We start from the raw sequence: 23,351 nt of genomic DNA, 5'->3' as shown, positions 1-23,351 counted from the left end.
ACCGCGTCACCGGATGGCGGCCTCCCGCACCCGCGTCGAGGCCCGCCATCGCGCGACCGCCCACACCGCCAACGCCGCCGTCGCGCACCCCGCCGCCAGCAAGCACGCGCCCGTCCAGCCGTAGCGGTGGTGCAAGACTCCGGTCAGGGCCGAGGAAATGGCGCCGCCGGTGAAGACCGTGGTCATGAAGACGGTGTTGATGCGGGCTCGGGCGTCGGCCCGCAACGCGTAGATCTCGTGCTGGCTCATCACCTGGTGGGCCTGGACCGCGAAGTCGAGCAGCACGCCGGCGACCGCCAACACGATCACGCTGCCGTGGCCCGCCGCGGCCAGCAGGGCCATCAAGGCCGCCAGCAGCAGGGCACCGCCGCTGCCCCGCGACCCGTAGCCTCGGTCGGCCAGTTTGCCGGCGATCGGGGCCGCCGCCGCGCCGCCCGCGCCGATCAGGGCGAAGACGGCGATCTGCGACTGGTTGAAGCCGTGTTCGTCGATCAGCTCGTACGCGATCCCCGTCCAGAATGCGCTGAACGCCCCGAAGAGCAGGCCCTGGCACACCGCCCGCCGGCGCAGGGCCGGCTCCGAGCGGGCGAGCTCCAGCACGCTGCGCAGCAGGGAACCGTAGCGCGCGGCGTGCGAAGGGGGACGCTGCGGCAACGCCCGGTACAGAACCACCGCCAGGGCCAGCATCAGCGCGGCCGAGATGAAGTAGATCGCCCGCCAGCCCCACAGCCCGCCGGCGAAGCTGGACACCGTCCGGGCCAGCAGGATGCCCAGCAACAAGCCGCTCATCACCTTGCCGACGATCGCGCCCCGCTGCGACGCCGGCGCCAGATGCGCCGCGAACGGCACGAGGATCTGCGCGACGACCGACGTGACGCCGATCAAAACCGAGAAGACCAAGAAGATTGCGTACGCCGGGGCCAGCGCCGCCACCAGCAGCGACGCCGCGGTGCCGAGCAACAGCCGGGTGGTCAGCCGCCGGTTCTCGACCAGGTCGCCCAGGGGCAGCAGCAGGAGCAGGCCCAGCGCGTACCCGATCTGGGTGAGGGTGACCACGACGGTGGCCGCGCCCTCGCTCACGCCGAACTTGCCGGCGATGAGGCCGAGCAGGGGTTGCGAGTAGTAGAGGTTGGCCACGGTGAGACCGCAGGCCAGGGCGAGCAGGGGAATCAGGGCGCGACGCACTCGGACCAGTCAACCCGGTGCGGCCCGGACGTGTCAGTGATCCAGGTCGCCCGGGCGGTGGGTGGCGATGAACGAGGCGATGTACTCGTCGAGGCGGCGGGTCGGCCGCCAGCCCAGCTCGCCGGCCCGCGTGGTGTCGGCCTGGCCGCGCACCCGCTCGCCGCGCAGGGCCGGCTTCAGCACGTACTCGGTGCGAAAGAGCTTGGCCACCTCGATCAGCGGCCACTCGTGGCCGGTGCCGAGCAGGTAGCCGTCGCCGGTGCCCTTCTGGGCGACCAGCACGATGCCGCGGACGATGTCGTCGACGTGGGTGAAGTCTCGAGTCTGGGTGCCGGGCGAGACGACCGGCAGCGGCTCGCCGCGCAGGTAGTGGTCTTCGAAGATGCCGATCACCGTGGCGTAGCGGCCGGACGAGATCTGGCCGGGGCCGTACACGTTGTAGAAGTACGTGATCGCGTAGTCCAGCCCGTACCAGCTCGCGTAGTTCGCGATGTACTCGATGTTCTTGGCCTTGGTCCAGGCGTACGGATTGAGGTTTTCGTCCTGTCCGTCGTTGCCGAACTTGGAGCTGGAGCCCGCGTAGATCAGTTTCGACCCGTTGGCGGACGCGAACTTGACCACCTCCATCGTGCCCAGGAGGTTGAACTCCCAGGTCAGATCGTGGTCGTCGAAGGACTGGACGATCCGCGAATACTCACCGAGATGGAAGACGATCTCGGGGCTGGCCAGGCCGCGCTCGGCCCAGATCTTGTTGATGTCGACCGTCGAGCCGTCGATGTACGTCACCCGGGGGTCGTTCGAGTGGTTCTCGCGGACGCCGGTGAAGTAGTTGTCGATGGAGACGATCGCCGCGGACGGATAGTCCTGGAGCAGCGCCTTGATGAGGTGGGAACCGACAAACCCGGCACCCCCGGTCACCAGCAACGTTTGGCTCACGAACTTCCTCCCACTCGGGCGATCGGCCGCCAAGGATACCCACAGAGAGCGGCCCCACTCGAATCAACGAGTGGGGCCGCGGCCCGGGGGTGACTACCAGGGGGACGGGGCGGGCGGCGGGACGACCGGGGGACGGTCGTCGCAGGTGATCGTGTTGGGCAGCATCCAGGGGGCGAGCCAGCCGCCGTCGTTGCCGCCCAGGTCGGTCACCGTGAATTCGCTGCCGGTCGCGGGGAAGTTGAACCGGCCGCAGTTGTTGACGCCGACCGCGCCGACGTTGCGGGCGTCGACGTTCTCGAAGGTCGCGTTACCGCCGACGCGGGCGGAGAGGACGCTGGTGCCCATACCGTCAATCCTGATGTCCTTGAAGTGGACGTTGGTGATCGAGTAGAGGTCCTTCACCGGCCAGTCCGCGACTTCCATGATCGCGTTGTACGTGGTGTCCAGGAAGGTGTCGCCGACCACCTGGATGTCCGCGTCCATGTTCCTCTCCAGCGCGTACAGCCAGATCGCGCCGAGACCGATGTTCCAGTTCAGCTCATACGGGCCGGACCGGACCGTGGTGTTGTCGGTGAACCGGAGGTACCCGGTGAACGGCTCGGCGCCGAACCGGGAGCCGGCGTGCAGCGCGCTGCCCTCGCGGATCGGGTCGGCGATCAGGTTGGCGGAGACGGTGTTGTCGGTGCCACCGTAGATCGCGATGCCGTTGGCCAGCACCGGCGTCTGGATCGTGTTGTGGTCGAAGGTGTTCCGCGCGTCCTCGGTCTTCTCCGACCACATCGCCAGGGCGTCGTCGCCGGTGTTGCGCAGGAAGTTGTTCTGGACGAGCGAATCGGTGACGCCGGTGTGGAAGTTCAGGCCGTCGGCGATCTGGTCGACGATCACGTTGTCGGTGATCCTCGTGTGCGACATCGGCCCGTCGAACCACAGGCCCACCTTGGTGTGATGGATGTAGAGCCCGTCGATGCTCGAGTCGCTCATCGCGCCGCCGATGCCGTTCACCTGGTCGGTGTCGATCCGCTCGCGGACGTCGCCCTCGATGGCGAAGCCGCTCAAATGGACATTACGCGCGTTGTCCCCATAAAAGCCGACCCCGGTGTGGATCGAGCCGTCCGGGGCCGGCGTCGACAACGTCTGCTGAGTGCCCTTGATGATCGTGTACCAGTTGCCGGCGCCCTCGATCGTCACGTCGTCGACCATGATGTGCCGGTTGACCTGGTAGGTGCCCGGCGGCACGTAGAGCTTCAGCGACGCCTTGCGGGCGAACGCGATCGCCCGGTCGAACGCCGCCGCCGAGTCCCGCCGCCCGGTCGGGTCGGCACCGAACAGCAGAACGTTCGCGGCCCGCAGGTCGATCTTGGGCGGCCCGACGAGCTCCGTGTCGAGCAGGTCGATCACCGTGGCGACCGAGGCGGTCAGCCGGACCTTCTCGCCGGCCCGATATGTCCTGCCCAGAGGCAGCCGCTGCTCGTCGTAGAAGTGGTTGGGCCGGAACGGCTTGGAGATGACCGGCGCCGGGGTGGTCGCGCTCGGCACACAGCCGCACTCGGTGATCCACCAGTCCGGATGCAACAGGCCCGCGGCCGGGTCGTTGCTGAACGGGTATTGGTTGTAGAGCCAGGAGTATTGCGAGGTCAACGTCATGGTCCGGCGGTCCTTCCCGACCTTGACGGCGAGCGGCGCGGTAATCCCGCCGCCGGTCGGCGCGTCCGGGATGCTGTACCGCACGGTGATCGCGTTGGTGGCCCTGGGCAGGGTGAACTCGACCCACTGACCGGGCGCGAGCTGGACCGCCGAGCGCCCGGAGGCCTCGGCGGGCAGGGTGTAGGCGTCCCGCCCGGGCCCGATCACCGTGCCGTCGGTCGCGGCCGACTCGGCCTCCTGCTCGGTGAAGGCGACGGTGGCGCCGCGACCGGCGACCAGCGCCGGATCGAGCGCGGCGCGGGTGCCGGCCGGCAGATCGGGCGCCGACGCGTACGCGGTACCGCTCGCGCCGACCGCCAGGGCCACGGCGACGGTGATGACGGCTCTCTTCATCCGAGTGACCATAGGATTGCTGTGATGTAGTCCACAAGGCTTCGTCCCCTCTTTTCGACAGATTGACTCCTTCTTTCATGCGTTCATCGTTTTATTGCAGGGTCGCGATCGCGCTGGCGGTGCTTTCGGGCAGCGCTTGCAGCAAGCCCGACCCGTCGCCGGCGTGGCACGAGTCCCGCCTGCCGGCCACGGCGCAGCTGCGCGCGGTCGCCGACTGCGGCGGCCGCTGGTGGGCGGCCGGGGCGCTGGCCGCGGGCGGGCCGGCCGCGTGGACCAGCGCGGACGGCACCGCCTGGCAGCCGGTGCCGTTCGCGCCGCTGCCGACCAGCTACTACGGGCCGCTCGAGGTGATCACCGACGTGGCCTGCACCGGCGACCGGGTCGCGATGATCGGCGCGGTGCCCGGCGGCGCGCACGGCAACCCGCGGGTCAGCTCCTGGCGGCTGGACGAAGGGCAGCCGGACGAAGGGCGCCTGGGCCAAGGGCGGCCGGCTGGCGGGCGGATGGTGGAAAATCCGGCGCCGTTCGGCACCTACGGCGGGGACACCGCGGTCGACGTGGGCCGCCTGGCCGCCGGCCCGGGCGGGTTCGCGATCGCCGGGAACCGCAGCACCGGGGCCGCCGCCTGGTTCGCGCCGCCGGACGCGAAGGTGTTCACCCTCTTCGAGAACGCGCCCGGGCTGGCCGGGGACACCGTGGCGCGGGCCGCGGTGGCGCTGCCGGACGGCCGGTGGGCGTTCGTCGGCGGGCAGGCCACCCGGGGCAGCGCCGACCAGCGCGCGGCGGTCTGGCTCACCACCGACGGCACGACGTGGACCAGGGACGATCCGCCGGCCGAGAGCGGCTACAACGAGATCCAGCGGGCGGTACGGGACGGCGACGACGTGGTCGCGGCGGGCGCCCGGGGCACCAGTTTCGGGCTCTGGCGCTGGCACGCGGGCCGGTGGACGACGGGCCGGACCTTCGGGGGCGATCCCGGCGGCGTACGGTCGATGGCGATCGCCGACGGGAAAACGCTGGTGGTCGGCGGTGGTCTGTTCCTCGACGGCCGCAAGATCGATGCGCCCGAGCCGCCCGTCGCGGTCGCCGCCCGCGGCCGCCAGGTGTTGCTGGCCTCGGGGAGCCGGCTCTGGCTGGGCCAGGTCTAGATTTCGGAATTCGTCAGGTTGGCCGGGGAGCGGCCGATACCTAGCGGTGTGAAATCCTCGGCCTCAGCGGACGGCACGCAGCTCGTTCACGTCGGGCGTCAGCCCATCTTCGACGTGCACGGCGGCGTGGCCGCCTACGAGCTGTTGTTCCGTGGGAGCGTGGACGCGGTCGCGGCGGGGCGCCAGGACACGTACGCGACCAGCACCGTCATGATCAACGCGTTCACCGAGTTCGGCATCCGCGAGGTGGCCGGCGACCGGCTCTGCTTCATCAACCTCACCCGCGACTTCCTGATCGGCGAGATCGCCCTGCCGTTCGGTCCTGAGCAGGTCGTGCTCGAGGTGCTCGAGACCGTGCGGATGGACGACGAGGTGGTCGCCGGGATCACCGCGCTCAGCGAGGCCGGCTACCGGATCGCGCTCGACGACTTCGTCTGGGGCTCCGGCCACGAGGTGCTCTTCTCGCTCGCCTCGTACGTGAAGCTCGACCTGCTCGACGGTGACCTCTCCCGGCTGGACGAGGTCGTCGCCGCCTGCCGGCAGTACCCCAAAATCAAGATCGTGGCCGAGCGCCTGGAGACCGCCGAGCAGCTCGCCATCGCCGACAAGTACGGCATGGAACTGCGCCAGGGCTACGCGCTCAGCCACCCGCAGGTGCTCACCGTCGCCAGCCTCTCCCCCAGCCGGCTGCGCCGCCTCGAACTGGTCGCCGCGCTCAGCTCCGCCGACCCCGACCTGCAGAAGATCGTCGGCATCATCGCCAGCGACCCGCCGCTGTCCCTGCGCGTGCTGCGGGCCAGCAACTCGGTCGCGGCCGGGCACGCCAACCGGGTTTCCTCGGTACGCCAGGCCGTGGTCATGGTCGGCATGCCGAGCATCCGCCAGTGGGCGCTGCTGATGGTGCTCGACGACCTGGGCGACGGCACCGAGGAGCGGATGCTCGGCGTGCTCACCCGGGCCCGGCTCTGCGAGAACATCGCCACCTGGTTCGGCGCGCCGCCGGACGCCGCGTTCATGGCCGGCGTGATCAGCGGCGTGGGCCAGCTGCTCGACGTGACGCCGGAGTCGATGGCCGAGCAGTTCCCGCTCGCGCCGGCGCTCGTGGCCGCGCTGGTCGAGGGCACCGGCCGGCTCGGGCGGGTGCTGCGGGCGGTCGACGCGTACGAGAATGGGGAGTTCGGCAGCTTCGATCTGGCCGGCCAATACATGGACGCGGTCCGATGGTCGACCCGCGCGCTGGACTTCTCGCACGGTCTGGCCGCCGCATAGACAGCCCTCACATCATCCTTTCGCACGCTACGAACGCGTAACAACCTCGGGAGATACTGCGAGGACGGACAGCCCGTCAGAGCGGTGGTCGCCGATGGTGAAACCAAAGATCCACATCCTCGCTGTCGCCGCGATCCTGTTTACCGCGGCCTGTGCCGCCCCCGAATACACCTATGTCAAGAATTCGGGGCAGAAGACCTACTTCAAGGTGCCGCACGACTGGCGGCAGACCGCCACCGACTCGCTCGACGACGCGCTCAGCGGCACCAATCCCGACTCGGCCACCAAGGCGGCCCGGCAGCGGGCCTGGTGGTCGGTCGCGTACGACGCCAGCACCTCGCCGGACGCCCGGCACCTGGTCATCAACGGCGTCACCGACCAGCCGATCGTCTACGCGCGGATCTCCCCGCTCAGCCAGACGCAGCAGAACGCCGTCTCGCTCGACATGCTCCGCAACATCATCCTGCCGGTGACCGACGACGCCCGCCAGGCGGCCACGGCCAGCACCGACCTGACCGACTTCGAGCTGCTGCACGACGAGGTGCTCGCGCCGCGGAACGGGCTGCGCGGGGTGCGGGTGGTCTTCGACTACGTGCTCGGCAGCGGCGTGATGCACACCTTCGACCAGACCGCGCTGGTCAACAACGACAACAGCAAGCTCTACCTGCTGATCATCCGATGCTCCACGGCCTGCTACAAGGCGCGGTACGACGAGCTCGACACGATCGCCACGTCCTTCACGGTAAGGAGCCAGTGATGACCGGCCCGGCACCCGAACCCGTACCCGCCGACGTCCTGGAAGGGCTGCCCGAGCCGGGCGAGATGCCGCGCGCGCACCAGCGCACCACCCGCAAGCGGCTCCCGCTCTGGGACCGGGTGAAGTTCCTGCTGCTCTTCGCGCTGGCGTTCTTCGCCCTGGTGTGGAGCTCGATGGCGGACGACCCGATCCTGCCGTTCCCGGACGCGATGCGCCTGATGGTGCGCAGTGGCAAGGGCATCACCATCATGGTGCTCTTCGGGATCGAATTGCTCCGCCAGATCCACTTCCTGGTCAGCGAGCACTGGCCCTGGTACCACCGACTGTGGACGGACGGGATCTTCGGCGGCGTCGAGCGCGCCACCCACCGGGTGTTCTCCGACTGGACGCGCTTCCGGCTGCTGCGGGTCTTCAAGTGGCTGCTGGTGATCGGGCTGTTGGCGCTGATCCTCGGCTCGGTGCTGCACACCTCGCCGGCCATGGCGCTGTTCCAGATCCCGGCCCTGCTCTGGTCGGCCATGCCGACCTTCATCCAGGTGGTCTTCATCCTGTTCGTCGGGGTCGGGCAGTTCGCGGCGATCTTCTGGTTCCTGTCCCGGGGCGGCGTCGACGTCTACTTCCCGGACGACGTGAAGACCCGGTTCTCCGACGTCTGGGGACAGGACCACGTGCTGGAGCGGGTCAAGGAGAACATCGTCTACCTGGAGAACCCGGAGGCGATCGAGTCTCGCGGCGGCTACGTGCCCGGCGGCATCCTGCTCTGGGGGCCGCCCGGCACCGGCAAGACGCTGATGGCCGAGGCGGTGGCCGGCGAGACCGGCAAGCCGTACGTGTTCGTCGACCCGGGCGCGTTCATCAACATGTTCTTCGGGGTCGGCGTACTCAAGGTCAAGTCGTTGTTCCGCAAGCTGCGCAAGCTGGCGCTGCGCTACGGCGGCGTGATCGTGTTCTTCGACGAGGCGGACTCGCTGGGCAACCGCGGCGCGCTGGCCCAAGGTGGTCAAGGGGGCTTCCCGCGCGGCATGACGCCCGCGCCGTTCCAGACCGGTGGGTGCCACGGCTTCTCGTACCTGTCCGAGGACTCGCGCTGGGCGCTGACCCGGCAGTCCCTGCACCAGGACCGGGTGGTCATGGGCGGCGGCATGGGTGGCGGCGGTGGTGGCATGGGCACGCTGGAGGCCCTGCTCACGGAGCTCTCCGGCCTCAAGAAGCCGCGCGGCTTCATCAACCGGTACGTACGCCGGACCCTCGGCATGCGCCCGAAGCCGCCACCGAAATACCGCATCCTGGTGATGATGGCGACCAACCTGCCCGAGGCGCTCGACGAGGCGCTGCTGCGGCCGGGCCGGATCGACCGGATCTACAAGGTCGGCTACCCGAGCAAGGCCGGCCGGGTGCGCACGTACCAGGGTTACCTGGACAAGGTGAAGCACGAGCTGACCGAGGAGCAGATCGACAAGCTGGCGACGATTACGCCGTACGCGACCGGGGCGACCATCAAGGACATGGTCAACGAGGCGCTGATCACCGCGACCCGCGACGACCGGGACACCATCACGTGGCGCGACATCATCCGCGCCAAGCAGCTCAAGGAGCTGGGCCCGGCAGAGAACGTCGAGTACATCGAGCGGGAACGGCACGCGGTCGCGGTGCACGAGGCGTGCCACGCGGTGGTGGCGTACCGGACCCGCCACCACATGGAGATCGACATCGCCACGATCGAAAAGGGCAGCGGCTACCTCGGCATGGTGGCCAGCATCCCGCCGGAGGACCAGTTCACCACCTGGCGCAGCCACTATGAGTCGGACATCTACGTCTCGCTGGCGTCGCTGGCCGGCGAGCGGATGTTCTTCGACGGCGACAGCTCCTCCGGCGTCTCCGGCGACCTCGAGTCGGCGACCGCGGTGGCGACCAACATGGAGGGCGTATGGGGCATGGGCTCCACCGTCTCCTCGTACGCGACCAGCAACCGGCTCGGCGTCGGCACACCCGGGGCGCCGCCCAAGGGCGAGAAGAACGACATCAGCGCCCGCCGCGCGCTGGCCGACCGGATCGAGGACAGCCTCGGCGAGATGCTGCAGCGCACCGAGAAGATCCTCAAGGAGAACCGTCGCCAGGTGCTGGCCCTGGCGCACGCGCTGGAGGCGCACAAGACGCTGACCGGCGAGGACGTGATCGCGGTCGTCGAAGGCCGGCGGGGGCCGCTGATCGACGGCTCGATCTACGCCGACGACCAGTTCATCGCCGAGATCGAGGCATACCACAGGGCGGCGCTGACCGCCCACCGCAACCACGCCCGGCTGACGACGGCGTTGCCGTCCCGCGAGCCCGGGAACGTCGTGGTCGTCGACGGCAACCCGGCCCTCGACGACCTGGCGATCTGGCGGCGCCCGGCGCCGGCGCCCGCGCCGCCCGACTGAGGTGTGGCCAAATGGCTACTTATCCGGGCGTTCCCGGCGGCAGATCATGAAGGGGTACCAGCACATGTTGGAGCCAAAGGGGGCCCGTCATGTTGATGCAAGGTAGCCCGTCCACGACACACGCCCGGACCTACCCGCCGATCACCTGGGACCACCCCAGCCTCGGCAAGGTGCTCGCCGAGGGCATCGGTGGCATCGGCAAGACCACGCTGCAGCTCGTCCTGATCGGCGCCGCCCTGATCGGCTCGGCGGTGGCCATCGCCCTCCTGATCACCACCGTCGTCAGCGCCCTCGGAATCAACGCGGCGGCCGGTTACTAGCCCGTTTCGACGATGCGATGCTCCCAGGCCCAGACGGCGATCTCGGTGCGATTGCGGAGGCCGAGCTTGGTCTGAATGGCCGAGACGTGGCCCTTGACGGTGCTGAGCGAGATGAACAGTTCGGCGCCGATCTCCAGGTTGGTACGGCCGCGGGCGACCTCCCGTACCACCTCGATCTCGCGTTCCGACAACGACGGCAGCGACTCGCCGGGCGGCCGGGGCCGCCCTTGTCAGATGGCGTAGTAGTCGCACCGTCACCTGCGGGGAGACGAGCGCGCCGCGGTCACCGTGTCGGCGTCGCTACAACGTCTTCCAGAAGCGCAGCAGGGGTTCGGCGAGATCGGCCGGGCGCTCGACCGGGAAGAAGAGGCGGGCGCCGGGCACCTCGATCACCTCGCGGGTGCCGGGGATCAAATTCCTCAGCTTGTACGCCCAGGAGCGGGCGAAGAAGGCGTCCCCGGTGCCCCACACGAGCTGGGTCGGGACCTCCAGGGTGGCCAGCTTCGGCTGGACGGCCACCAGGTCGCGGGCGCGGATCGCGGCCATCCAGCGCTCGGCCTCGCGGGCCCGGGCGCCGGAGAGCGGGGCCAGCCACTCTTCGACCAGGGCGATCGGCAGGGCCTCGACGTTCTGGAGGCCCGGACCGTACAGCAGCTTGCGGGCCTGGCGGGAGTTGCGCAGGGCCAGGCGCTGCAGGGGAGCCAGCAGCCGGGCCCGGGCCAGCCAGACGACCGGGGCGAAGATCTTGGGCGGGATGTTGCCGATCGTGTCGCAGTTGGTGAGCGTGAACGAGCGGAGCGACTCCGGGTGCCGGGCCGCGAAGATCTGGGCGATCGCTCCGCCCGTGTCGTTGGCGACCAGGTCGATGCCGGTCAGCCCGAGCGACGCGCAGAAGGCGGCCACGAAGTCGGCGGTCTCGCCCAGCTCGTAGGAGGCGGCGGCGGGAGTGCGCCCGTGCAGCGGCAGGTCGAGCGCGACGCAGCGGCGTTCGTCGCCGATCAGGTCGATGACGCCGCGCCAGAGGCTGCTGCCGGTGCCGACGCCGTGGATGAACAGGGCCGCGCCGCCGGGGCCGGAGCCGGTGTCCAGATATCCGGCCGGGCCGCGGGTGGTGGTGGCGGTCAGTCGTTGTGCCATGTCGTTCCCTCCCCGCAGGGATTGGTACGGTCAGAAACCGACTGTCGGTCTAGATATTGCAGACCGACTGTCGGTCTGTCAATGAGAGGGCACGAGTGAACAGAAACGTGGCACGCGGCCGGGAGACCCGGGAGCAGTTCGTACGGGTCGCCACCCGGCTCTTCGCGACGCACGGGTACGAGGGCACGTCGATCGAGGCGGTGCTGCAGGAGACCGGCGCCAGCCGCGGCTCGCTCTACCACCACTTCCCGGGCAAGGAGGCGCTGTTCGTCGCGGTCCTGGAGAGCCTGGAGGACCGGGTGATCGCCGAGGTCGTCGGCGGGATCGCCGAGCTGACCGATCCGGTCGAGGCGCTGCGCACGGCCTGCCTGGCCTGGATCCGGCTGGCCGGTGATCCCGTGGTGCAGCAGATCGTGCTGATCGACGCGCCGGCGGTGCTCGGCTGGGAACGGTTCCGCGAGCTGGACCAGCAGAGCGTGCTGGGCCAGTTCCGGGCCGCGCTCGAGGCAGCCGCGCAACTGGGTCGACTCGACGCCCGGCACGTGGAGATGTTTTCCCATTTGGTGCTGGTCTCGGTCAATGAGGCGGCGATTCTGGTCGCCCGCTCGCCGGATCCGGTCGCGGCGATGCCGGGGGCGCAGGATGCGTTCGAGGAGTTCCTGCGGCGGCTTTTGGGTTGAGTGCTAACGCGAGAGTCGCGTCCACGGCCTTTTGTTGCAGGTGGTCGCGGGGAGAGGCGGGGGCGGCCGGGATCGGCGGGGCCCCGCTTCCTCGTACGTCCGCATTGGTTTTGAAAGGGTGATGCTGGGCGGCTCGGTGGTGACCGCCCAGCATCGATGCGAAAGCCGTCAGATCTTGCCGGTGCCCGCGCCCGCGGTGACGATCGACTTGACGCTGCTGTTGGCGTCGACCGTGTACGAATACGGGATCGCGGCGACGCTTCCGCTGTTGCGGCTGGCCGGTGTGCCCGAGTTCACCAGGTAGTTGTTGAGCAGCTTGACGTTGCCCGAGGGCGAATCGCCGGTCTGCGTGACAACGGAATTGGGCGTGTTCTCGAAGTAATTGCGCTCGACGTAGACGCCCGCGTTGCAGGTGCTCGCGATGCCGTAGGTGCCGCTGTTGTAGTAGTAGTTGTTGTAGACGTGCACGGGGTTGCCGAAACGCACCCGCGGCCCGCGCTGGTCACAATTGCGGAAGTAGTTGTGGTGGTAGGTGACCCGCAGGTGGCCGGTGTCCTCGGAGGCGTTGTCGTCCGAGTGGCCGAGCAGGTCGCACTTGATGTGGTCGTGCTCGTAGTTCCAGCTCACGGTGATGTAGTCGGCGGCGTGCGTGATGTCGAGCAGGCCGTCGTAATAGTCGGTGCCGTGGCTGGTGTCGCTGGACAGGTCGTTGTGGTCGATCCAGATGTGCGTCGCCTTCTCGATGTGAATGGCGTCGCCATTGCCGTTGCCGGCCAGCACCTTGGCAATTTTCAGGTTGCGGACGATGACGTTGTTGACGCCCTTGATCTTCAGGCCGCAGCCGGTGAGGCCGGAGCTCGAGCCGACGCCGAGGATCGTCTTGTTGGAGGCGACCGTGACATCGGACGAGCAGGTGAAGTTGCCGCTGACCTTGACGGTCTGCGAGGTGCTGGAGCCGGCCGCGCTCGTCAGCGCGGAGAGGCTCGTGACGGTGACCGTGGTGCTGGACGAGCCGCCGCTGGTGCCACCGGCCTGGGTGGACCAGCCCTCCTGGTTGTAGGTGGCGGCGAGGGCGGCGGGGGCGTACGCGAGCAGGGCGGCCGCGGTGGCTGCGGCGACGCCGGTGGCGAAGAGGGGAGTGCGCCAGGAGCGGGTAGACATCAGGAACCTCCGATGCGGTGTGTTCCGCTTGCGGACGGGACTGAGGTAAGCGCTTTCCTGACGCTTGACGGTATCGATTAACCTCTATGTCGTCAAGAAGTCGGGTCAGACGGTCGGCAGGCTGACCCAGGCGCCGGTCGCCACGGACCGCTCCAGCGCGTCCAGCGCCTCGGCGCTGCGGATCGCGTCGTCGATGGTGGCGCCGTACGGGCGCCCGTCGGCGATCGAACGCAGGAAGCGGTACGCCTCGATGACCTTCAGGTCGTCGTAGCCCATGGCGATGCCGGCGCCGGGCTGGAACGTCCCGTACTCGCCGTCGTGTGGACCGGCGAAGACGGTGCGCACGGGTTCGTCCTGATAGGACGAGCCGGTGCTGACGCCGAGCTCGCCCATGCGGCGGAAGTCCCAGAAGAGGGCACCCTTGGTGCCGTGGATCTCGAACCCGTAGTTGTTCTGCTCGGCCACCGCCACCCGGCTCGCCTCGACCGTGACGCGGGCACCGCTCCGCATTCTCAGCAGAGCGCCGAGCCAGTCGTCGTTCTCGACCGGGCCGGGCTCGCCGGCGCCTCGCTGGTGGCCTTTCGTGGTGCCGGTCGGGCGCGGGCGGGTGGGAATGAAGATCGCGGTGTCGGCTACGAGGGAGTCGATTTCGCCGAGGAGATAGCGGATCAGGTCTATGCCGTGGGAGCCCAGGTCGCCCAGGACGCCGTTGCCGCCGCGCTCGCGTTCGAAGCGCCAGCTCAGGGCGCCTTCCGGGTGGGCGGCGTAGTCGCTGAGCAGACGGAACCGCGCGTGGGTGACCGTGCCGATTTCTCCGTCCTGGAGGATTTGCCGGGCCTTCTCGACCGCCGGGGCGTTGCGGTAGTTGAAGCCGACTCCCACCTGGATATCGCCCTTTATCGCCCGGGCGTCGTCGGCGGAGAGCCCGACCGGCTTCTCGATCCAGATGTGCTTACCGGCGGCGGCGAAGGCCGAGCCCACCTCGCGGTGCAGGAAGTTCGGCAGGGTGATGCTGACCGCCTGGATGTGAGGGTCGTCGAGCAGGTCACGCCAGTCGAGGACGGCACGGTTGAAGCCGTAGCGGGCGGCGGCTTCGGCGGCCCGGCCGGGGACGTCGTCGGCGACGGCGATGAGGGCGATGGCCGGCGCGTCGGGGTAGTGGTGCGGGATTCGGGCGTACGCCTGGGTGTGCACCCGCCCCATCCACCCGAACCCGACAACACCGATCCCGATAACCGCGCTCATCGGCGCCGTCCTCCGTTCGCCGGCTCAAAGGCCGAGGCTCCCGCACGGCTCAGGAGTGCAGCTCCGCCAAGGTCGCACCAGCGACGATGCGTGCGATGTTTCCGTCGTGGTCGCGGGCGGCCAGTCGCCGGGCGAGGTCGTCCAGGTCGGCGAAGTCCCCGAATTTCGCCCGCAGGAGCGCCCGCATCCCATCGATGTGGCCCTGCTCCAGACCCTTCTCCAGGCCTTTCTCGAGGCCCTGCTCCCGGTTTCGGCGAGCGATCTCGCGGCCCGACTCCGTCTGCTCGAGAACGTCGTTCATGCCTCTCCTCCGCAGCGCTTCGACTACCTGGGCCGCCAGTGAACCTCCCACGAGCATACCCAGCTCGATCTGGACCAGCTGTTCCTCGAGAGCGCCCGTCGCGGCGATCCGATCGGCAACCCGTTCCGGCAGGTCGGGCGGTGCCTTCCGCGACCACAAAGCGAGCGGCGCCAGCGGACCCGCCAGAAGCATGCCGGCGTCCAGGTCGTCGGGTACGTTGACCGACCGATAGTCGAGCCGCGCCCGGTCACGGCTGAAATGACCCGGGTACCCACCGCCCAGCGGCCAGACCACGACTTGGTGGATCCGGTGATCCGCGCGGCGGTATTTGAGAGCCAGGCTCGCCCAGTAGGCGACCATCCGCTCTTGGAAGTCCTCGGTGCGCTGGACCTGGACCTCGACGTGGTAGACGTCGGCGGGTATGCCGTCGCGATTCTGGACCAAGAACACTTTGTCGCGCTGGCGGCTGCGTTGCCGTGGTTGCTCCGTCGGTCCGTCGAGGATCACGGTCTGGCCGTCGAGTCGTGCGCCGCACAGCAGGTTCAGCGCAACATGGGGGTGAGCCTCCAACAACGCCTTGTACAGACCGTCGAAGTCACGGGCCGGCGCCGTTGGCGGAGAAGGGGCATCCGAGGACACGCCGCTAGTCATGGGCCCTCCCTTCCGCGTCTGCCACTGGTGCCGAGGGAATCTTCGCGCGTCGCATGACTACTAGTCAAGTGCCTTCTGGTCGCTTGCCGAGTCGTTGCGCTGATCGCGGAGGGAGTTGGTCCGCCACGGACGGGTCGTCCAAGGGGCTGAGCCGCGGTCACGTCTGGGCGAAACCGAGTGCGTGGTACCCCGGCATCCGGCGCGCCAGCGAGGCGGCGACCATCGGCACCGCCCGGTCGTGGTAGTCGTGGACCTCGGTGACCTCCTTCCCGGGGGCCGCCCGCACCACCCGCCCCGCGCACTGCACCAACAACCCGTCGAACGAGATCGGCCCGGCGAGGAACAGCGTGTCGAGGGCCGGCCCGTCGAATCCCTCCCCGATGAACGGCGTCGTGCCCACCACCAGGACGCCGTCCTCGGCCTTGGCATCGGCGATGCGACTGACCGTCGCCCGCCGATCCGCGACCGACATGCCACCCTGTAACACGAGCGCCGGGTGCCCACGCTCGGCCAGCCGTCCGGCGAGAAGGTCGAGGTGAGCGATCCGCCGGGTGAGCACGAGACAATTGCGGCCCCGCCCCAGGGCGGCCACGACATCGCCGACTATCTGCGCGTTGCGTGCCTCGTCGGCGGCCAATGCCCGATGGATCGCCGCCAGATCCTCTTCGTCGCAGCGGAAGTCCGTCTCATGCTCGCGGCCGAGCTGCTCAGCGCGGCAACCTCGGTACCGACCGCCGTGCCCTTCGCCCGCCGCGCGAGCCTCTCGGCGTCGCCCGCACTCAGACGGTCCAGCGTCGAGAGGAACGCCCACTGATCCTCGTACGGTTCCAGCGTCGAAAGGTCGAGAAACGCGGTCAGCCCGTTCCTGCGCCGCCTGCCCTGCAACGGCGCCGCGATGAGATTGCCGAACCCTCCGGCGGGCAACACATCCTGGTTCGGGAACAGGCGGTCGTACGACCGAAGGTCCATCGATCCGCGCAACACCATGGCCTCGTGCACCAGCAGCGTGCCGAGGTTCCGCGCCACCGTGGCCGACACCGCACCGGCGAAGAACACCCACACGTGCGCACCGCGTCCCGACTGTGAGATCTCGACCGCCGCCGGGACGCCGGCGGCACGCGCGGCCTTGCCGTACGCGAGGGCATCGAGCATCGCCGCCGGTCCGTCGAAGTCCGCCGCCAGGAAGTGGCAGTTGTTGGTCGTCAGAAGCGGGTACAACCCCACGAAGACGTCACCGCGCAGGTGAGCGGCCAGCACGTCGGCGGTCAGCGGCAGATAACTCACCGCGCGCCTGTCCAGGCCCTTACGCCAGCCGCCTGCCACCGCCCGCATCCAGCCACTCGCTCCGGTGCGGGCGTTCTCCCAGCGCACCGCGTCCACATCGGTCCGGGCCCGGAAGAGGTCGCCGTACAGCCGCAGCTTGTCGTCGACGGGCGACGCCATCGTCACCGGCCGTGCGGCAGCGAGCTGCTCGGGCGGCGGCGCCGTATTCTGCCCGCGAAGTTCGAGCAGGCGGGAGAGGCGTACGTTTTCGGCCCGCGCCCGCTCCAGGCGGACCCGCGTCAGCTCGTCGTCCATGGCACCCATTTGTCAGTCACTCCCGTCGTCGTTCAGACGAGGCCCGGCTTCTCCGGGGTGCGCCGCCACCACCATGCGTCGCCGCCGGAGACCGGGAGCGTGGTGGTTTCGTGGGTGACCGTCTTGAACTTCTCGTCGACGCGACCGATCGCCCACCGGAACCGGCCCGTGACGGCCGCCGGCAGAGCGGGAACCGCCGCTGCCAGCCGGTCGCGGGCCTTCAGATCGTCGCGGTAGAAGTCGGCCGGATACCAGCCGTCCGGCGGCCACCCGGCGGCGATGCGCTCGGTGAGCTGCTCCCAGACGGCGAGGTAGATGCCGGCCTGCCGGACCGCTTCCGACGAACCCTCGGGTAGCACGGTGTCCTCGTCGGCGAGCCAGGCCGTCAGCTCGTCGGTGACCGGCGTCGGCACCCGATGCTCGCGGATCACCTCGGGCAGCGGCTCGACCCGCGCCGAGGGAAAAGACGGCAGCGGCTTCTCGATCGCTTCTATGCGGTACGCCCCGTCATCCTCGTAGACGCGCGCTCGCGTCCGCGCACCGTCCGGGGTGACCAGCCAGAACGCCGACGGAAGGGACTCCTGCGCGGCCCAGAGCACCGGCGTGCCCAGCTGGGTGGCGATCAGCCCGGCTGCGACGGACACGTCCGGTTCGCGGGCCGCGCCCGGCACGACATAAATGTCCAGCAGCCAGGAGACGTCGCCGCCGGCTGGCTCGTACGTGCACAGGACAGGCGAATCCCAGGCGCGGTCCTCGGCGTCGCGGTCCGCGATGTCCACCGCCGCGGCCGGCACTCCGGCCAGATCGGCGAGCGCGCCCGCAAGGGTTGCCCGGTCGAAGTCGCCGGCGAGGAGCAGGTCGTATGTCATCCCTCGTAGGTCCCGTCGTAGATGGCCTTGGCCTTCGCGATCGCCTCCGGATTGTTGACGAACCGCGGGTTGTGCTGGAAGGCGGGTACCTTCGCCGGGTCACCGCCGGCCTTCGCGATCTCGGTCAGGGCCGCGTATTCGTTGCGGTCCAGCTTCACGATGCCGGGGCCGGAGTCGGGGAAGACGGTTCCGCTCGGCTCCACTCCGTACGACCTCCCGTTGATCTCGTAGCGGTTGGTGGCCGGGTTCCAGTGGGCGTTGCCGGCGGCGATCTGTGCCACATCGTCCCGCATCGCGCCCTCGTTGCCGCGCAGAACGACACTGTTGTCGGGCCGGACCATGCCACTGCGGGCACCGGCGACCGTGTGCCGCGCGTTCGGCGGGTTGAGTGCCTTGCCGCGCGCGGCGCCCTCGACGCCGTCCGCGACCGGCCACGGCGGTCCCGGCGGCACCGGGCGGGTCCCCGCGCCCGCGGCCTCCGACGTGTCCTTCTTACCGGCCGCGGTGATCCGGTCGGCCGCCTTGGCGTCCGCATCGACGATTTCGGCGACGTTGCGTTCCTCGATGTCCGCGGTCTGCTCGGTCACCTTCGCGATCGACTGGGCTGCCTTCTCGGCGGCCTCGGCCGCGTCCTTGGCGAGCGCGCGGAAGACCGCCCCCAGTTCGCCCTCGGCCATCAGAAGCCCAGGCCGGCGACGGCCGTCGAGAACCGGGCACCGTGCTCACGCATCACGGCGGCGTGCTCGCGCATGATGCCGAGCTGCGTCCGTACCGCCGCGGGATCGATCGACACCTGAGTGGGCTCGGCGCCCCCGCCGCCCGACTGCGACCAGTCGAGCCCCGACATGGCCTCGGCGACCTTGGCGAACAGCGGTTTGGCCGCCGCCTCGATGACCTCGCCGATCACGTGCTGCTGCAGGTCCATGATGAGCGACTTCACCAGCCGCTCGGCGCCCTCGATGATCAGGGGAACGGCCGCCTCGGCGATGCCGGCGGTAGCGACCGCGGCGGCCTGGTCGGCGACGAACGCCGCGGCCATGCCGATCAGGACCGCGATCGCCTCCGCCTTCTGCGCGACGATGTAGCCGGCTGCCGCGTCGAGCGCCACGGCCAGAGCGTCCGAGCCGGTTACGATCTCGTTCACGTGCTTGTCCGACATCGTGCCCCAGCCGGAGCGCATCGCCTCGGTGGACGCAGCCTGGTGTGCCTCGGCGATCGCGTGTACCGCGCTGGTCGCATCCTCATGCGTGGTACGTACCGCCTGCCCGAACTCCCGCGTCAACGACGCGAACCGCAGAACAACATCCTCGTCTATGTACGGCCAGGGCACGCCGATGACATTGAGAAAGTTGACCACCGGAAGGGGCAGATCATCGATTGCCATGAGCGGACCTCCGGTCCACACCCTAGACAATCCCGGCAATCCTCTAATCGAGGAGTGCGCGGATGTCGGCGGCGCTCAGCCCCGCGGAGGCGAATTCCCCGCCGTCCAGCACGCCCGCGAACAGTTCGGCCTTCCGCCGCTGCAACGCCATCACCTTCTCCTCGATGGTGTCCCGCGCCACCAGGCGATAGACCATCACATTACGGACCTGCCCGATGCGGTGCGCACGATCCACCGCCTGCGCCTCCGTCGCCGGGTTCCACCACGGGTCGAGGAGGATGCAGTAATCCGCCTCGGTGAGGTTCAGCCCGAACCCACCGGCCTTCAGGCTGATCAGGAAGACCGGGGCGGCACCGGTCTTGAACTCCTCGACCACCCGCCGGCGATCGCGGGTGGTGCCGTCCAGGTACGCGCAGGCGATGCCGGCCTGCTCCAGCCGATCGCGGGCGCTGCCCAGGAAACGGGTGAACTGGCTGAACACCAGCGTACGGTGGCCCTCCGCCGCGATGTCGGTGAGTTGCTCGACGAGCAGATCGAGCTTGGTCGAGGGAACCGCGCGATGGTCCGGGTCGACCAGGGCCACGTCCAAACTGGCCTGCCGCAACAGCGTCAGGGAGCGGAAGATCTCGAAACGGTTCCGCTCCAGGTCGCCCAGCAGGCCGAGCACCTTCTGCCGCTCCCGCTGCAGGTAGCGCTGATAGATCCGGCGATGTCCGGCCGCCAGGTCGACTTCGATCACCTGTTCCTGCTTGGCCGGCAGCTCGGCGGCCACCTCGGCCTTGCGCCGGCGCGACACCAGCGGACGGATCCGGCGGCGCAACCGGGCCAGCCGCTCCTGATCGCGGTCGCGCTCGATCGGCCTGCGGTAGTACTCGGTGAACTGATCCAACCGAGGGAAGAGGCCCGGGGCCGCGATCGAACAGAGTGCCCACAGCTCGGCCAGGTTGTTCTCCATCGGGGTGCCGGTGATAGCAATCTTGAACGGCGCCGGGAGGCGGCGGGCGCACTTGTACGCCTGCGACTGCGGGTTCTTCACGAACTGCGCCTCGTCGAGCACCAGCCCGGCCCACTCCACCGCCGCGTACTCGTCGTACTCCAGGCGAAACAGGGTGTACGACGTGACCACGACGTCCGCCTCCCCGATCGCCTCGGCCAGGTCCACTCCTCGCCGCGCCGCGGTCTGGACGATCGCCCGGACCTCCAGATCGGGCGTGAAGCGGTCGGCCTCGGCCGGCCAGTTGTGTACGACGCTGGCCGGCGCCACGACCAGGAAACGGCCGTGCTTGCGGGCGTGGCAGAGCAGGGCAAGCGTCTGCAGCGTCTTCCCGAGGCCCATGTCGTCGGCGAGGATGCCGCCCAGCCCATTGTCGTGCAACGCGGCCAGCCACCGGAAGCCCTCCCGCTGGTAGGGGCGCAGCTCGACGCACACCTCGTCGGGCACCGGCTGGTCGAGGGCCAGGCCCGTCTCGCTCAGCGCGGCCACCGCCCGCCGCCAGTCCGCGGCGTGGCCGGTCATCTCGCCCAACTCGCCCAGCTCATCCCAGACGCCGGCCTGGAACCGGCCGACGCGGAGCACGCCCGGCGGGCTGTCGGTGAGCGCGCGCGACTCGGCGATCAGGTCGCGCAGCTGCTGAAACTCCGCCCGGTCCAGGGCGAAGTAGACGCCGCTGGGAAGAATCAAGAACCTCTGGTCCCGGGCGAGCGCGACGAAGAGCGCCTCGAAGTCGACCTGCTCGCCACCCACCTCGACGCGCACGGACAGGTCGAACCAGTCCCGCTCACCGGTGTGTTCGGTGTCGGTGAACGTGATCGTCGGCGCCGCCCTGTTTTCCCGTACGTCCCAGCCCTCGTCCGGCTCGATCACCGACACGCCGAGTTCGGCCAGCGCGGGCATCGCCGTACTCAGGAAATGAATCATCGCGTCGCCACCCAGCACCGCCTCGGCGGCAAGACGCGGACCGACCGGCCCAGGCTCGAGCAGCCCGGGCAGGCCATGACCAACAAGACCAACCACTTGCCGTACGAGATCAGCACGCTCGTCCGGCAGCGCCGTCGACCAGAGCGGCTCACCATGCCGCCCGCCGCCCACCTCGACCACCCACTCCCAGCGCAGCCGCAGATGGTGGTGGCGTTCGGCACTCAACGTCACCGTCAGGGTCGGAGCACCCACCTCGGGGAGGCGCACGGCGGACCCGGCCGCCACCACCTCCATCTGCCGCACCAGGCTCGGATAGAACTCGGTGAAGAACCGCTCCTCCTGTTCGCCCGGAATCTGGATGCTGGGCGCCGTCAGCGCCTTGCGAGCAGTCTTCGGCAGCGGACGGGCCAGCGGAGCCAGCCGCATGACCTGCTCGGCCGGCTCCGCCTCGCCGCGCACACCCCACGACGCGATGCCATGCGCCGGCTCGCCGATGAACAGCGCACTTGCCATGTCGACCGCGATGCCCTCGTCCTGCACCACCGCCTCCAGCACTAGGTCGCCGCCGACCCGGTCCACCTGCATCGTCACCCGCGCCGGCCGACGCGCCACAACCACCGGCTGGCTGTTCCTGCCGTACTGCACCAGCGGCAGGCCCGACTCCTGCGCCTCCGCCAGCAGGTCCCAGATCCGCCGACTCTCGAACTCGTCAAGGAAGACGTTCGTGCTGGTGCTGTAGTAGTTCGAGGACCCGGACAGCTTGACAATCTCCGTGAGCAGCCGACGGTGGTGCGCCAGCTCCGACGATCGCCCACCGACGTACCCGAGCGAGTGCCAGTTGATCCCCGTACGCACCCAACCCTTGCGGCCCGGCAGCACCGGACGCATCGAGATCCGGCGCCCCATCTTGCGTGTCCGTGGAAGATAGGCCTCCACCAGCTCGAACTGCAGACCGAGAGCGGGCTCTTCAGGTCCCGGGGATGACGGAACCCCGGCCACGTCCCGCATCCAGGCGGACAGCGCGGACTCCCATTTCACGGACGTCGATGCCTTCGAGCCGCCCTTACGCTGAGCGACGATCAGCAACGCCGCGACATGTACGCACTCCGCGTCGGAACAGGTGCAAGCGCCGGTCACCGCACCCCGGACGACCTCGCCGGTCACCACCCCGCCGCGCCGAACCTTCCCGACCGCCCGCCCGGATCGGTCGACGGCCGGGTCAACGATCTCCCCGGCGGCCAGCGCTTTTCGAGCCCGGACAAACGTACGGACCCCGACCAGCTCACAGAGGAGCGCTTCCGCCGGAGGAAGGACCAGCTTCGCCATCGTCGCCCTTTCGCCGAGGCCGGGCGCCAACTCTAAACGGGCGGCGAGAAGCGCCGCACTCCTCGTACTCAAGAAGAGGGATGCCGTACACCCACGCGCGCTTGGCTCAGTAGTAGTAGGCGTGGGCCGTAGCCGGAGCCGATCCCGCGCGCCGAAATGCGCGCAGGATCGCGACAACCACCTGGTTGAACAGACGTCGATGCACGCCCTCGGCATCGCCGGAAGGCTCACGAGGACAGGTCCAGCTCATCGGCGCCGCCCGTGCCGCGGCGCGCGGATCTCATCAGTCACGGTTGATGGCCACCGAGGCGCATTGGATCGAGTTTCTCAGCTGGATCGAGGCCAACGGGTGTCGTCCCACGCGATCCGATCCTCTGTTGGACCGTGCTCACTCGCTGGCGGCGGAGTCCGGCGATGAACACCTGGCGGCGTACATCCTCATGCGGCAGAGCCAGCAGGCCCTCGATAACGGCGACGCTGTCCGGGCGGCGGGACTGGCTGAGCGGGCACGCGAGACTCGGCGGCTACCGCGCCGGGCCTTGGCGCTTTGTCACGTTCGTGAGGCGGAAGCTCGTGCGCTCACCGATGACGCGGCCGGGAGCCGCGAGAGTATCGCCCTTGCCCTGCGCCTCTTGTCGAGCCCGCTGGACACCGTCGACCGTCTGGGAAAGCACTGCACGGTCGACTACGTGCGGGCGAGCGAGGCACGCTGTCGACAACTGCTCGGCGAAAGCCTCTCCGCGACGAGGGCGTATGAGGAGGTTCTTGCCGCGTGGCCCGAAGGTGGCCGCCTCGACGAGGGACTGTGGCGGGCCGACCTGGCCCAGGCGTACCTGGACGAGGGTGAAGTCGAACGAGCGGCCGCCGAGGGCATGTCGGCGGTGCGGATCGCGGACGCGACTTCCTCGGCGCGAGCGCTTCGCGCGGTCGGCCGGCTGCTGCCGCGTCTGCGTCGGCATCGGGAGCTTGTCATGCTTCCCGAGCTCACGGAGTCCTACCGGGTGGCCCTGGCGGCCTGCAACGATTGAC

21 protein-coding genes are annotated in these 23,351 nt (G+C 69.3%); 7 read left to right on the top strand and 14 right to left on the bottom strand.

Annotated features, from left to right (window positions below; all coding sequences use genetic code 11):
- Positions 1-6: 6 nt before the first annotated feature.
- From IH26_RS0137240 to IH26_RS0137230, 3 genes are all read right to left on the bottom strand, one after another.
- Entirely contained in the window at positions 7-1,185 is a 1,179-nt protein-coding gene (locus tag IH26_RS0137240; RefSeq protein ID WP_281179829.1) for an MFS transporter, read from the bottom strand.
- A gap of 33 nt (positions 1,186-1,218) precedes the next feature.
- The gene (locus IH26_RS0137235) at positions 1,219-2,121 is read right to left on the bottom strand and encodes an NAD-dependent epimerase/dehydratase family protein (RefSeq protein WP_030440980.1); all 903 of its coding nucleotides are present in this window, start codon (positions 2,119-2,121) and stop codon (positions 1,219-1,221) included.
- Between the two features lie 93 nt (positions 2,122-2,214).
- The gene (locus IH26_RS0137230) at positions 2,215-4,158 is read right to left on the bottom strand and encodes a glycosyl hydrolase family 28-related protein (protein ID WP_030440979.1); all 1,944 of its coding nucleotides are present in this window, start codon (positions 4,156-4,158) and stop codon (positions 2,215-2,217) included.
- Between the two features lie 77 nt (positions 4,159-4,235).
- On the opposite strand from IH26_RS0137230, the gene IH26_RS56465 reads away from it, so the two are divergent.
- From IH26_RS56465 to IH26_RS0137205, 5 genes are all read left to right on the top strand, one after another.
- Positions 4,236-5,306, top strand: a complete 1,071-nt coding sequence (locus tag IH26_RS56465; RefSeq protein WP_157437576.1) for a WD40 repeat domain-containing protein — start codon at positions 4,236-4,238, stop codon at positions 5,304-5,306.
- Between the two features lie 48 nt (positions 5,307-5,354).
- Positions 5,355-6,575 carry an EAL and HDOD domain-containing protein gene (locus IH26_RS0137220; protein ID WP_034216746.1) on the top strand — a complete coding sequence of 407 codons (1,221 nt, stop codon included), beginning with the start codon at positions 5,355-5,357 and terminating at the stop codon, positions 6,573-6,575.
- A 94-nt stretch (positions 6,576-6,669) separates the two neighbouring features.
- Entirely contained in the window at positions 6,670-7,332 is a 663-nt protein-coding gene (locus tag IH26_RS0137215) for a hypothetical protein (RefSeq protein WP_030440976.1), read from the top strand.
- Positions 7,332-9,752, top strand: coding sequence for an AAA family ATPase (locus IH26_RS0137210; RefSeq protein WP_245665842.1), 2,421 nt, complete (start codon positions 7,332-7,334; stop codon positions 9,750-9,752). Before IH26_RS0137215 ends, IH26_RS0137210 begins: the two co-directional genes overlap by 1 nt.
- 89 nt (positions 9,753-9,841) lie before the next feature.
- The gene (locus tag IH26_RS0137205; protein WP_157437575.1) at positions 9,842-10,072 is read left to right on the top strand and encodes a hypothetical protein; all 231 of its coding nucleotides are present in this window, start codon (positions 9,842-9,844) and stop codon (positions 10,070-10,072) included.
- On the opposite strand, the gene IH26_RS54455 is transcribed toward IH26_RS0137205, so the two are convergent.
- Together IH26_RS54455 and IH26_RS0137195 are read right to left on the bottom strand one after the other, a co-directional pair.
- A complete protein-coding gene (locus tag IH26_RS54455; protein WP_245665840.1) occupies positions 10,069-10,263 on the bottom strand; it encodes a response regulator transcription factor in 195 nt (64 codons plus the stop codon). The two genes, IH26_RS0137205 and IH26_RS54455, sit on opposite strands and share 4 nt — an antisense overlap.
- Positions 10,264-10,372: 109 nt before the next feature.
- A complete protein-coding gene (locus IH26_RS0137195) occupies positions 10,373-11,209 on the bottom strand; it encodes an alpha/beta fold hydrolase (protein ID WP_030440973.1) in 837 nt (278 codons plus the stop codon).
- 95 nt (positions 11,210-11,304) lie between these two features.
- On the opposite strand from IH26_RS0137195, the gene IH26_RS0137190 reads away from it, so the two are divergent.
- A complete protein-coding gene (locus IH26_RS0137190) occupies positions 11,305-11,889 on the top strand; it encodes a TetR/AcrR family transcriptional regulator (protein ID WP_030440972.1) in 585 nt (194 codons plus the stop codon).
- Between the two features lie 168 nt (positions 11,890-12,057).
- Here the strand turns inward: IH26_RS0137190 and IH26_RS0137185 are convergent, their stop codons facing one another.
- The 9 genes from IH26_RS0137185 to IH26_RS0137145 form a co-directional block, all read right to left on the bottom strand.
- Positions 12,058-13,050: a pectate lyase family protein gene (locus IH26_RS0137185; RefSeq protein ID WP_030440971.1), complete on the bottom strand. Its 993-nt coding sequence runs from the start codon at positions 13,048-13,050 to the stop codon at positions 12,058-12,060.
- 105 nt (positions 13,051-13,155) lie between these two features.
- A complete protein-coding gene (locus tag IH26_RS0137180) occupies positions 13,156-14,295 on the bottom strand; it encodes a Gfo/Idh/MocA family protein (RefSeq protein WP_030440970.1) in 1,140 nt (379 codons plus the stop codon).
- 49 nt (positions 14,296-14,344) lie between these two features.
- A complete protein-coding gene (locus tag IH26_RS0137175; protein ID WP_030440969.1) occupies positions 14,345-15,247 on the bottom strand; it encodes an RpnC/YadD family protein in 903 nt (300 codons plus the stop codon).
- A gap of 157 nt (positions 15,248-15,404) precedes the next feature.
- Complete coding sequence (locus IH26_RS63395) at positions 15,405-15,884, bottom strand: DEAD/DEAH box helicase (RefSeq protein WP_030440968.1); 480 nt, start codon at positions 15,882-15,884, stop codon at positions 15,405-15,407.
- Positions 15,851-16,825, bottom strand: coding sequence for a TOTE conflict system archaeo-eukaryotic primase domain-containing protein (locus IH26_RS54450; protein ID WP_051809213.1), 975 nt, complete (start codon positions 16,823-16,825; stop codon positions 15,851-15,853). The genes IH26_RS63395 and IH26_RS54450 overlap by 34 nt, the downstream gene beginning before the upstream one ends.
- Before the next feature lie 32 nt (positions 16,826-16,857).
- Positions 16,858-17,694 carry a hypothetical protein gene (locus tag IH26_RS0137160; RefSeq protein ID WP_051809212.1) on the bottom strand — a complete coding sequence of 279 codons (837 nt, stop codon included), beginning with the start codon at positions 17,692-17,694 and terminating at the stop codon, positions 16,858-16,860.
- Complete coding sequence (locus IH26_RS0137155) at positions 17,691-18,371, bottom strand: hypothetical protein (RefSeq protein WP_030440965.1); 681 nt, start codon at positions 18,369-18,371, stop codon at positions 17,691-17,693. Before IH26_RS0137155 ends, IH26_RS0137160 begins: the two co-directional genes overlap by 4 nt.
- Positions 18,371-19,078, bottom strand: a complete 708-nt coding sequence (locus IH26_RS0137150) for a WXG100-like domain-containing protein (protein ID WP_051809210.1) — start codon at positions 19,076-19,078, stop codon at positions 18,371-18,373. The genes IH26_RS0137155 and IH26_RS0137150 overlap by 1 nt, the downstream gene beginning before the upstream one ends.
- A 43-nt stretch (positions 19,079-19,121) precedes the next feature.
- The gene (locus IH26_RS0137145; protein ID WP_051809208.1) at positions 19,122-22,322 is read right to left on the bottom strand and encodes a DEAD/DEAH box helicase; all 3,201 of its coding nucleotides are present in this window, start codon (positions 22,320-22,322) and stop codon (positions 19,122-19,124) included.
- Positions 22,323-22,507: 185 nt separating this feature from the next.
- Here IH26_RS0137145 and IH26_RS0137140 point away from each other — a divergent pair, with 185 nt between their 5' ends.
- Positions 22,508-23,350 carry an NsdA family TPR-like regulatory protein gene (locus tag IH26_RS0137140; RefSeq protein WP_483757046.1) on the top strand — a complete coding sequence of 281 codons (843 nt, stop codon included), beginning with the start codon at positions 22,508-22,510 and terminating at the stop codon, positions 23,348-23,350.
- Position 23,351 lies beyond the last annotated feature (1 nt).

Origin of the sequence: Actinoplanes subtropicus (assembly GCF_000721705.1) — a bacterium.
GTDB lineage: Bacteria > Actinomycetota > Actinomycetes > Mycobacteriales > Micromonosporaceae > Actinoplanes > Actinoplanes subtropicus.
The sequence above is the reverse complement of the archived record's forward strand: the minus strand, read 5'-3'. Positions and strand labels throughout refer to the sequence as shown.